At 65.1% G+C, this 11,000-nt stretch carries 8 protein-coding genes; 4 read left to right on the top strand and 4 right to left on the bottom strand.

What is annotated here, in order from left to right; translation table 11 throughout:
* Window positions 1-77: 77 nt before the first annotated feature.
* Window positions 78-458, bottom strand: a complete 381-nt coding sequence (locus tag U1707_RS00685) for a hypothetical protein (protein ID WP_332798242.1) — start codon at window positions 456-458, stop codon at window positions 78-80.
* 108 nt (window positions 459-566) lie between these two features.
* Window positions 567-1,739 carry a methyl-accepting chemotaxis protein gene (locus U1707_RS00690; RefSeq protein ID WP_332798243.1) on the bottom strand — a complete coding sequence of 391 codons (1,173 nt, stop codon included), beginning with the start codon at window positions 1,737-1,739 and terminating at the stop codon, window positions 567-569.
* Between the two features lie 235 nt (window positions 1,740-1,974).
* On the opposite strand from U1707_RS00690, the gene U1707_RS00695 reads away from it, so the two are divergent.
* The 4 genes from U1707_RS00695 (at window position 1,975) to U1707_RS00710 (ending at window position 8,719) form a co-directional block, all read left to right on the top strand.
* A complete protein-coding gene (locus U1707_RS00695) occupies window positions 1,975-4,548 on the top strand; it encodes a TonB-dependent receptor (protein ID WP_332798244.1) in 2,574 nt (857 codons plus the stop codon).
* A gap of 7 nt (window positions 4,549-4,555) precedes the next feature.
* Window positions 4,556-5,827 carry a histidine-type phosphatase gene (locus U1707_RS00700; RefSeq protein WP_332798245.1) on the top strand — a complete coding sequence of 424 codons (1,272 nt, stop codon included), beginning with the start codon at window positions 4,556-4,558 and terminating at the stop codon, window positions 5,825-5,827.
* A 225-nt stretch (window positions 5,828-6,052) separates the two neighbouring features.
* Window positions 6,053-6,427, top strand: a complete 375-nt coding sequence (locus tag U1707_RS00705; RefSeq protein ID WP_332798246.1) for a DUF2946 family protein — start codon at window positions 6,053-6,055, stop codon at window positions 6,425-6,427.
* A gap of 72 nt (window positions 6,428-6,499) precedes the next feature.
* Window positions 6,500-8,719, top strand: a complete 2,220-nt coding sequence (locus tag U1707_RS00710; RefSeq protein WP_332798247.1) for a TonB-dependent receptor — start codon at window positions 6,500-6,502, stop codon at window positions 8,717-8,719.
* A gap of 108 nt (window positions 8,720-8,827) precedes the next feature.
* Here U1707_RS00710 and U1707_RS00715 read toward each other — a convergent pair whose 3' ends face one another.
* Window positions 8,828-10,177, bottom strand: coding sequence for a sensor histidine kinase (locus tag U1707_RS00715; protein WP_332798248.1), 1,350 nt, complete (start codon window positions 10,175-10,177; stop codon window positions 8,828-8,830).
* Between the two features lie 47 nt (window positions 10,178-10,224).
* A complete protein-coding gene (locus tag U1707_RS00720) occupies window positions 10,225-10,899 on the bottom strand; it encodes a response regulator (RefSeq protein WP_332798249.1) in 675 nt (224 codons plus the stop codon).
* Between the last annotated feature and the right edge of the window lie 101 nt (window positions 10,900-11,000).

Genomic DNA, 11,000 nt, shown 5'->3' on the forward strand with positions numbered 1-11,000 from the left:
AAAGCCACGCTCGGTCAGACCGAGGGTGGCTTTTCGTATCGCCTTAAACCCGCCGGGAAAACCGGGCGGGTCGAAGATCAGGTCTTCTTGCGCGCGCGCTTCGGGCTTGCTGCAGCCTCGACGTCCTCGGCTTCGTCCGGCGAGTCTTCGCCTGCTTCGGTAAGAGCCTCGCCAAGCGTCTTCAGCTTGTCCTGCGACTTCTCCGCCTTGTCGGCGATCTTTGTCGTTGCCGTCCCCAGGCGATGCAGCAACGCATGGACCCGGTCCGCGTCGGGCTCACCCTTTTCAAGTTGCTTGCGGAGTGCGGCGAGGTCCCGCAAGATTCCCTTGGCGCCCGGCGTGTCGATCTCGGCGAGCGCGGACTCCCAATCCTCCACCATGTCGGCACCCTTTGCCGGCTTGGTGGCATCGAGTCCGCGATTGATCGCGTTCATCGTTCCTGCAAATTTAACAGCCATGTGTCGATCTCCGCTGCCATGATTTGGCAAACTCAGAACGAAACCGGCTCGCCGATATGTCCCTCCAATCGCAGCAATCTCGATCAATTCGGTTGCATTATTCTGACGTCATGCACGGATTGACTGCTGACCGTAGGTAAGGACGTTTGCGGCTGTAGACGTAGCCTCCCTAATCCGGCTCGAGAGCAGTTTCACTTCGTTCGCCACCACCGCAAAGCTCCTGCCTCGCTCACCGGCGCGGGCGGCTTCGATCGACGCGTTGAGCGCCAGCATCGACGTCTGCCGCGTGACCGAACCGATGTCGTCGACGATCTGCGCCAGTTTCGACAAGGTATTCTCGTGCGCCAGGCGGCGCGTTTCGGCTTCCTGTCGAAATCTGTGCGCGCGGTCGGATTCCGTCTGTTCCGCGAGACGCATCGCGGTCACGTCCGTCGCCCATTTCACCACTTTCACCACGGCGCCGTTCTGATCGAGAATGGGATTGTACGTCGCCTGCAGATACACGTCGGCACCCCCCTTCGTCCGTCGGCGATACTCCCGTTGCTCGAACCGGCCGGCACGCAGATTGGCCCAAAGGTCGACATAGTCCTGGGACATTCGGTCTTCCGGGGAGCACAAGATGCTATGATTGCGTCCCGCCAGTTCGCTTGCGGTGTAGCCCATCACCGACAGGAAATTCCGGTTCGCGGTAACGATGGTGCCGTCGATCGTCATTTCGAGCCAGCATTGCGACCGGTCGATCGCGTCGAGCGTGCTGCGGTGCTCGACGCCGTCGACGAGTTCCTGATCGGCCCTTTGCAGCGAAGCGCCATTCAACAGTACCGAAGTCTCAAGCGCGTAGAGAGTATAGAGCGAATGGGTAAGCCTGGACAGCGTTGCCGGATCGCTTCCCAGCGCGGCGGACAAACGGGCATGCCGGGCGTGATAGCTGCGTAGCAACCCTGCCGAGAACGCTATCTCCGTCGTCCGGTCCATGCTGCTCGCCCGGCCTCGGCGGACCATCTTGCCGATAAGCTTCTGACTGAGGCCGCCGGTGAATTTAAGTTCGGTATAGTCGATATCGCGGCGAACGAGTTTTTCGATCTCGTCGGTCGCGAGATCGTACGGCGTCGCGTCGCCAGCGAACGGCTTCCAGAACCGGCGAATGTCCTCATCGACGCCATCCTTGATGATCGCCCAGATCTCGCGAAGATCGCGTTCGAGCGTATCGTCCGGATCGAAGGCGATACGAAGATCGCGGATGTCGTCCTCGTTGAAGTGTGAAGTCTTTGTGATCGTCATCGCGGCCTCGTTTCGTCAAGGCGGCATAACGCGATACAGTCAAAATGGTGTTAAGCTGCCTGAAATAAAGCCTTTTTGGGGGAGTGGCTGCGCTTCGTGGTTGCGTCCCAAAACAGCCTTGAGACAGCGCCTTCGTCCCGCAGGCCTGGGTGACATGGATATGTCACGACACCGTCGCGGAACTGTCGCGGGCGATCGGTAGGCGACCCCCAGTTGGGCCGGGGACTTTCAAAGAATGAGTGGGATTTCGAAAGCTGCGTTGGCAGCGGGCGCGTCGCTGTGCGCCATCCTGGCAGGACCGGTCCTGGCCCAAGCGGCGCCGGCTGCACCAAAGGAGGACGCCGCCCCCGGCGACATCGTGGTGACTGGCACCCGCGCCGGCGAACGCAAGGCGATCGAAGAAAAGCGGACCGCCAACAACTTCGTCGACGCGGTGTTCGCGAACGACGTCGGCAAGCTGCCCGATCAGAACGTCGCCGAAGCGGTACGCCGCCTGCCGGGTATCTCGGTCGCCAACGATCAGGGCGAGGGGCGCTACGTCATCGTCCGCGGGATCAACCCGGATCTGGTGAACGTCACGTTGAACGGCATGACCCTGCCCGCGCCCGAGCCGGAGGGCCGACAGGTCAAGCTGGACGACATTCCCTCGGCCCTCATCAGCGCGGTGGTGGTCAACAAATCGCTAACCGCGGATCAGGATGCGAACGCGATCGGCGGTTCGGTCGACATCCGCACCCTGTCGGCGTTCGACCGGAACAAGGGCTTCTTCACCGACGCCCGCGCCGCTTATGGGTGGTCGCGGCTCAACGGCAAGCATCCCTATGAGGGCGATATACAGGTCGGCGGCCTCTTCGGTCCCGATCGCCAGTTCGGCGCCGTCCTGTCGGTGAATTATTCGAAGCGGCCGATCGAATCCGAAAATTTCCAGGGCTCGACCAACTGGCGCGTGCCCACGGAAGCCAACGGTTTCGTGGTGCCCGACCAGTACGGCCTGCGTGACTACAACCTGACCCGGACCCGCAAGGGTGCGGTGCTCAATCTCGACTGGCGGCCGAGCGACACGACCAAGTTCTTTCTCCGCGGGACATACTCGGCGTTCGACGACAACGAAACCCGCGATCAGTTCATCATCGACAACCAGTCGAGCTTCTCTGCCCAGACCGCCACGACCGGACGGTTCCGCGGGCGCGGCAGTGTCCGCGTGCGGCGGCGCGAGGAGAAGGACAACACCAAGTCGGTACAGGGCGGCGGCGAGTTCGACCTCGGGCCCGGCCATCTGTCCTTGACGGGAAGCTATGCGCGAGCCGAGAAGCGCGATCCGCTGCGGTCCGAATATAACTTCCGTACCGGCGGCACCGCGCTGACGGTCGATTACGACGTGGCCAATACGCCGTACGATTTCGTGCCAACGACGACGCCCGCCCAGACTGCGTACGGGTTCAACAGCGTCAACTACGATCGGCGCCTCGCCATCGAGAAACTGGCGCAAGGTCGGGTCGACTATGCCATTCCGCTGGCGATCGGTTCCGGCTCGGTCGTCAAGATCGGCGCGAAATATCTCGACCGGCACAAGACCAACAACCGCGACTTTCTTACCTACGGACTGGCCAGTGGGCGGACGTTCACGCTCGCCAACGTCTCGTACCTCGGCGACACCAGCTTCTATGGGAGCGACTACACCTACGGACCGCGTGTAGGCTACGACACCGCACAGGCGTATCTCGCCGCCAATCCCGGCACGATCACGGTGAACACGGCCGGTTCTGTCAACAACACCCTGGCGAACGATTACGACGTGAAGGAACGGATCATCGCCGGCTACGCGATGGCGACGCTGAAGTTCGACAAGCTTACTCTCGTTCCCGGTGTCCGGGTCGAACAGACTAGGGACCGTAGCCAGGCTAAGCTGATCACCGCGACCTCGTCGCTGACGTCCGGCTATAACAGCTTCGGATCGCGGCAATATACCGATGTGTTTCCCGGCCTCAACGCGCGGTACGATGTGACCGAAGACCTGGTCGTGCGCGGCGCCGTGACGACCGCGATCGGTCGCCCGAACTACGCGCAACTCGCGCCATATGTTTCGGTCGACCTGACGACGTCGCCCAACTCCGTCACGCAGGGCAATCCGAACCTCAAGCCTTACAAGGCACTTAATTTCGACGGCGCCGTCGAATATTATCTGCCGGGGCAGGGGCTGATCTCGCTCGGCGGATTCTACAAGAAGCTCGATGATCCGATCTATGCACAGGCTTTGCTCGGCCAGACCGGCAGTTTCGCCGGACAGGCGTTGACCAACGCCACCGTCTCGACGCCGCTCAACATCGACAAGGCGAAGGTGTACGGCATCGAAGCCAATCTGCAGACGCGGTTCACCTTCCTGCCGTCGCCGCTCGACGGTTTCGGGGTGGCGGCGAACTATACGCGGATCTGGGGTGACGGGACCGGCACGATCCAGGGCGCGCCGTCGCGGAGCGGCGACATCCCACTGTTCCAGCAATCGAAGCATGTCGGCACGGCGCAGATCTTCTATGAGAAATACGGCTTCGCGGTGCGGGCGGCCTATTCCTACCGCTCGGCGTATCTCGATACGCTGGGGGCGACGGCCGCGCTCGACCAATATACCGACAACAACGGGCAGCTCGACCTCAATGCGAGCTATCAGGTCTCGCCCGAACTGACCTTTTTCGCCAGCGCGACGAACCTGACCGATGCGCCCTGGCGTCGCTATATCGGCAACAAGGCGCTATTGGTCGAGCGCGAGCGCTACGACATGTCGGTACGCTGGGGCGCGCAACTCCATTTCTAGGACTGCCATGCGATCGATCCTCTCCGCCGCTGCAGCCATGATCCTGCTGGCCTCGACCGCATCGCTCGCGGCTGGGCAGGGCGGCGGGGCGGGCCGCGGGCAGGGGGCGGTGCCGGTCGGACTGCACGTCGACCGGGTCGTGATGCTGATGCGTCACGGTGTGCGTCCGCCGACCAAGTCACCGCCGATGCCCGCCGGCACGGCTGCGCAGGCCTGGCCTGAATGGCCGGTCAAACCAGGCTACCTCACCCCGCACGGCGCCGATGCGCTCCGTCTGTTGGCCGCTGCCGATCGTGCCGCCTTGGTCAGCGAAGGCGTACTGCCGCGGACTGGATGCGGCGCAGTGCGGATCATCGCGGATAGCGATCAGCGGACGATCGCGACCGCGCAGACCTGGGGCGCCGCGATCGCACCCGGGTGCCCGATCGATATCGCGCACCGGCCGCAGGACGTCGCCGATCCGGTGTTTTCGCCGATCGACGAAGGTGCCGTTTCGTTCGACGCGGTGCAGGCGCGCGCGGCGGTGCTCGACGACATCGGCCCGGCCGGCATTGCGGGCGAGGAACGTCGCCTGCGGCCGGTGCTGTCCCGGCTCGATGCGATCCTGTGCGGGAGTGCGCGAACGGCGTGCGGGATCACGCGCGAACCGTCGACGCTGGCGGCGATCAAACCCGGCGCGCGTCCGAAACTCGCCGGTGCGCTGGATCGCGCATCGACCGTCGCGCAGATCCTGCTGCTCGAATACGCCGACGGCAAGCCGATGCGCGACGTCGGCTGGGGACGCGCGACGGCCTCCGATATCGAGCGGGCGTCGGAACTGCATGCCGTCGAATTTCGCCTGATCGCGCGACCCGAATATGTCGCGGCCCGTGGATTATCCGGCATCGGCACGATTATGCGTCAGGCGATCAGCGATCCGCGCAAGGACGCGCCGGCCGTTACGATGCTGTCGGGCCACGATACCAACATTGCCAATCTGGGCGGTCTGCTCGACCTGCACTGGCAGGTGCCGGGCCTCGCCGGGGACGATCCCTCGCCGGGTGGCGCGATCCTGTTCGAGCGGCTCGCCGACCAGCAGGGCAGGCTCTACGTCCGCGCGGTCTATCGGTCGCAAACGCTCGATCAGATCCGCAACCTCACCGTGCTGGGCGGAGCGGCCAAACCCTATCGCAGCGTCATGCCGATCGCCGGCTGTTCCGCGCGTGGCGTTCGCGGGCTCTGCACGCTGGCCGCGTTCGAAACGCTGATGACGGAGCGTCTGGTCGGGCAATCCGGCTAAGTCTGGCGTCGCATTTCGTTTGGACTGTGATGAGGCACCATAGTACCGCGCCCGCGATCGGGGTCCACGAGCTTGCTTGCGGGCTGTGGAATTGGCGTCTACGGGCCGACGAATGTTACACTACAACATCACACTGCCGAACTGACGATGAAGGTGGGCGTTCGCGATAGCGGGCAGCGGCGTGATGTCACACGGCTGCGATACGCAACGAGCGACGCGCCCCGCTTGGCCCTGCTCGTCGCGGCGCTGTTCGCTACCCTGTTTCAGGGTTTCCTCGTCCAGGCGCATGCGCATATGCACCGTGACGTGGCGTCGATCGTCCACATGGTCGAGGCACAGGCCGTCGCGGCCGCGACCAGAAACGGCTCCACCCAGCAGGACGAGACGGATTGCCCCTTATGCTGGGAGATCGCGCACGCCGGCGCGTTCGTCCTGCCCGAGGGCACGGTTCTCCGCACGCCCGAGCCGAGCATCGTCTGGCTGGTCGGGCTGTTGCAATCGGTGTCCGCCCGCAACGGACGCTCCCATACCTGGCGCAGTCGCGCACCGCCGCTCCCCTCCAAGCCTGACGATTTTATCCGCGGGTCGCGGCGTCGATGAACGCCGCCCCCCGTACCGCGTCGGCATCGCGCGATCGCGATCCGTCGCTTGAGGTTCCTGGAGCTATTCACAATGCGACATCTTCTCCTGCTGGGCGCAGCCACGGCTGCGCCCATCGCTATGATCTTCCCTGCACCCGCATCGGCACAGGCTGGCCCCGCCGATACCGCGCCGACACCGCAAGGCGATACGCCTGCCCCGACCGTCGATCCGTCGGTGGCGGCAGCCTCGACGCCGTCGGCCGCAGCGCCCGTCAGCGACATCGTCGTGACCGCGCGGCGGCTGGATGCCGCACGCGACGCGATCCTCCCCTCGCTCGGGTCGAGCGACTACACGCTCGATCGAGCGCTTCTGGAGCGTCAGCCGGGCGGCCTCAATCGCAGCCTGGCGCAGGTCCTGCTCCAGGCACCGGGCGTGACGCTCGACAGCTATGGCGCGATCCACGTCCGCAACGAGCACGCCAATCTGCAATACCGGTTGAACGGGGTGATCGTGCCGGAGAGCATCTCGGGCTTCGGATCGACGTTCGATCCGCACATTGCCAAATCGATCGACCTGCTGACCGGCACGCTGCCCGCGCAATACGGGTACCGAACCTCGGGCGTCATCGATCTGAAGACCGAGAACGGGGCATTCGAGAACGGCGGCGACCTTAGCCTCTATGGTGGCAGCCGCGGCACGATCCTGCCGAGCGCCAGCGTCCATGGGGCCAGCGGCGGGCTCAACTATTTCGCGTCGGGCAGCTATCTCGAAAACGATCTCGGCGTCGAGAACCCGACCGCGTCGCGCGACGCGATCCACGATCACACGCGCCAGTATCGCGGGTTCGGTTACGTCTCCGACATCCTGTCCGAAACCAGCCGATTGACGGCGTTCGGTGGCACCTCGATCGGGTATTTCCAGATCCCGAACAATCCAGGACAGCCGGCGGCGTACACGCTCAACGGCCAGTCGACGTACGACTCCGCCAAGCTCGACCAGAACCAGCGAGAGATCACCCATTACGGCGTGCTGGCCTATCAATATGCCGGCGATGCGCTCAACTTCCAGATCGCGCCGTTCGTGCGCTATTCGCAGACCCGGTTCACGCCCGATCCGCAGGGCGGCGACCTGATCCTGGCGGGCGTCGCCGATACGTCACGCCTGTCGAGCCTGACGGCCGGCGTCCAGGCCGACGGCAGCTACAAGCTGTCCGACAGCCATACGCTGCGCTTCGGCCTGTTCTTCCAGAACGAGCGGACGCGATCGAACGTCACGTCGCGCGTGTTCACGGTCGACGATTCCGGCGCGCAAACGTCCGACGTACCCCTTACGATCAATGATCGCGGCGGCCGGACGGGGCAGCTCTACGGGGTGTATCTGCAGGACGAATGGTCGCTGACCCCGAAGCTGACGCTGAACTACGGTGCGCGGTTCGATGCGGTCCGCGCCTATTCCGACGAGCAGCAGGTCAGTCCGCGAGCCAATCTCGTGTGGAAGGCGGATGGCGGGACGGTGTTCCATCTCGGCTATGCGCGCAACTTCACGCCGCCGCCGCAGGAACTGATCGCGTCGCCGACGCTTTCGCTGTTCACCGGCACCACCAAGGCGACGCAGATCACGACCGCCGATCCGGTCCGTGCCGAGCGCGAGCATTATTTCGACGGTGGGGTGCAGCACACGTTCGGTTCGGCCTTCAAGCTCGGCGTCGACGCCTATTACAAGATCAAGCGCAACCTGCTCGACGAGGGACAATTCGGCCCCTCGCTGGTACTGTCGCCGTTCAACTACGCCAAGGGGTACGCCTGGGGAACCGAAGTCACGGCCAGCTACACCAAGGGGCCGCTTGACCTGTATGCCAACGTCGCGCGCGGGCAGGAGAAGGGCAGGAACATCGTCTCGAGCCAGTATTTCTTCGCACCCGACGAAATCGCCTACATCGCTAACCACTATATCTTCACCGACCATTCACAGCGCTGGACCGCGTCGGCGGGTGGCAGCGTGTCGATCGACGACGGCATCGGCAAGCTCGTCCCGTCGGTGACGATGCTGTACGGCGACGGCCTGCGCGCCGACGATCCCGCCGGCATCGTGCCCAATGGCGGCAAGCTGCCGTCCTACTTCACGGCGGATCTTGGCATTACGCAGACCATCGACGGGCCGGGCGTGCTGAAGGGCGTCGCGATCAGCTTCAACGTCACCAACATCGCGGACAAGACCTATCTGCTGCGTGACGGATCGGGTGTCGGCGTCGGGGCTCCTCAATATGGCGCGCGCCGCGGCGTCTTCGCGAGCCTTCGCAAGAGCTTCTGAACCAATATGGCGGTCGGTCTCAGCGCCGGCCGTATCGCCGACATCGTCAGCGACGACCGGGGTCTGAGGCGCCCCGGTCTTCGTTGACGATCGCACGGCATGCGTCGATCAGGCGTCAGGGGATTCCGGCACCCCCGGTCGGGCGAACGTGATCGAGAAACTCAGCCCCGCGCCGCGTCCCGGCGCAATCTCCGATGAATTGCGGCATCCCGGCGTGATCTCGAATACGCCGCCATGCGCGCGCGCGACCCTGTCGACGATCGACAGCCCGATGCCAGATCCTTCCGAACGGGAGCCGTCCGCGCGCCAGAACCGATCCTTCAGGCGTGCGAGGTGCTCGGCGGGTACCCCATCGCCATCGTCGGACACGCACAGCCGCCGATCGGGTCCGACGTGCACCGTGATGGTGGTGCCGATCGGCGTATGGCGGGCGGCGTTGTCGACCAGGTTTTCGAGCGCGAGCGTGACCGCGCCGGCATAGCCGAACACGCTGGATGCGCTACCGGTCCAGCGATCGTCGAGGGCGATGCTGCGGCCGCCGGCAATGATCCCGGGGGCGCGGTCGGTGACGACCGCCGCGGCCAGTCCGGCCAGATCGAGCGGTTCGCCGCTATCCTCGATCGGGCGTTCGAGATCGGCCAGCGCCAGAAGCTGACCGACGACCCGCGCCGCGCGATCGACCGATGCGAGCAACGCGGCGCGTATCGCGGCGTCGTCGACCGCGTCGGCGCGAAGCCGGATGACCGCCAGCGGGGTGCGGAGTTCGTGCGCGACGTCCGCCGCGAACGCGGTCTGCGTCTTGAACCCCTGCTCCAGTCGATCGAGCGCCTCGTTGGTCGCCGCCGCCAGCGGTTCGACTTCGGACGGCAGCGTTCCCCGTGGCAACCGCGTTCCCAATGTCCGGGGACCGATCGCGGCGGCAGTGGCCGACACCGCCTGCATGCGCCGGGTCAGCCGCCGCGTCAGCAGCGCGCCGATCAAGGGCACCAGTGCGGCTACCGGAAGTATCAGGAGCGCAAAGCGTTTGAGGAAGGCGCTGACGATATCGTCGGTGATCACTTCGGGTGCCGCGCCGTCCTGCGACGCGACGATCCAGCGCCCACCGGCGATCGACACGCTATACGCCTCGATCACGCCGCGGCGGAAGAAATGCGCGCCACGGGTAAGCGGCACAGCGTCGATGATCCCCGGTCGAGCGGGACCTTTTGCCATCAGGACGGCGCGATCGCGGTCGATGATCGCGATCGCCATGCCGTCGGTCAGCGCGTCGCTGCGGAGTGCAGCCGACAGAGGTTGGGCGTTAAAGGGCAGGGCGTTCGCGACGACCGCCGCCTGCTGGCGGAGCAGCCGGCGCTGGTAGTGATCGGCGGTACTGTGGAGCAGCATTGCGACGCCGAGCGACAGCGCGACCGTCGCGACCAGCGCGGTCGCGATGTTCAGCGCGATGAACTGGCCCAATAGCGATCGGGGCAGCGATCGGGGCAACCATCGCGCCAAACGCGGCCTCATGGCTTGCAGACGATGATGTAGCCGACCCCGCGCACCGTCTCGATCCGGGCGCCGCTCGCGGCATCGTCGAGCTTCTTGCGCAGGCGGTGGACATAGACCTCGACCGCGTTCGAGCCGAGTTCGCCGCCGAGGCCGAACAGATGATCCTCGGCGATCCGCTTCGGCACGACGTTGCCGGCGCGGCGCAGCAGGAGTTCGAGCAGCTCGGTTTCGCGCACCGACAGCGCGATGGTCGCGCCGTCGACATGCGCGACGCGGATTTCGAGATCGAAAGTCAGCCGTCCGCAGGTCAGCGACCGCCCGAGATACCCCCCCTGGCGGCGCAGTACCGCAAGCAGCCTGGCGTGAAGTTCATCCACATCGAACGGCTTGACGAGATAGTCGTCCGCGCCTTCGTTCAACCCGCGGATGCGGGCGTCGATCGTGCTCCGGGCTGTCAGGATCAGAACCGGCCGGGTATCGCCGCGCGCCCGCAATCGGTGGAGCAGGGCCAGTCCATCCTCGTCCGGCAGGCCAAGGTCGAGCAGGATCGCGGCATAGTCGGCTTGCTGGAGATAGGCGTCGGCTTCCTCCGCGCTGCGGGCAAGATCGACCGACAGGCCGCGCGGGCTCAAGGCCGCGGTCAGAGCCTCGGCGAGCGCGCGGTCGTCCTCGATCAGCAATATCCGCATCGATCTCGTCCCCCCCCGTCCGGTGCCGCCGTCTGACCCGTTTCGGTGCAGTGCAGCATCCGTAAGCGCGCTGTAAGCCAGCGGCGCTACCGGCTCCAGTC

The sequence above is a fragment of the Sphingomonas sandaracina genome, assembly GCF_036663695.1.
Lineage (GTDB): Bacteria > Pseudomonadota > Alphaproteobacteria > Sphingomonadales > Sphingomonadaceae > Sphingomonas.

Coding starts and splice junctions, on each gene's coding strand:
- U1707_RS00685 (WP_332798242.1), bottom strand. CDS start 458: ATGGCTGTTAAATTTGCAGGAACGATGAACGCGATCAATCGCGGACTC.
- U1707_RS00695 (WP_332798244.1), top strand. CDS start 1,975: ATGAGTGGGATTTCGAAAGCTGCGTTGGCAGCGGGCGCGTCGCTGTGC.
- U1707_RS00690 (WP_332798243.1), bottom strand. CDS start 1,739: ATGACGATCACAAAGACTTCACACTTCAACGAGGACGACATCCGCGAT.
- U1707_RS00720 (WP_332798249.1), bottom strand. CDS start 10,899: ATGCGGATATTGCTGATCGAGGACGACCGCGCGCTCGCCGAGGCTCTG.
- U1707_RS00700 (WP_332798245.1), top strand. CDS start 4,556: ATGCGATCGATCCTCTCCGCCGCTGCAGCCATGATCCTGCTGGCCTCG.
- U1707_RS00710 (WP_332798247.1), top strand. CDS start 6,500: ATGCGACATCTTCTCCTGCTGGGCGCAGCCACGGCTGCGCCCATCGCT.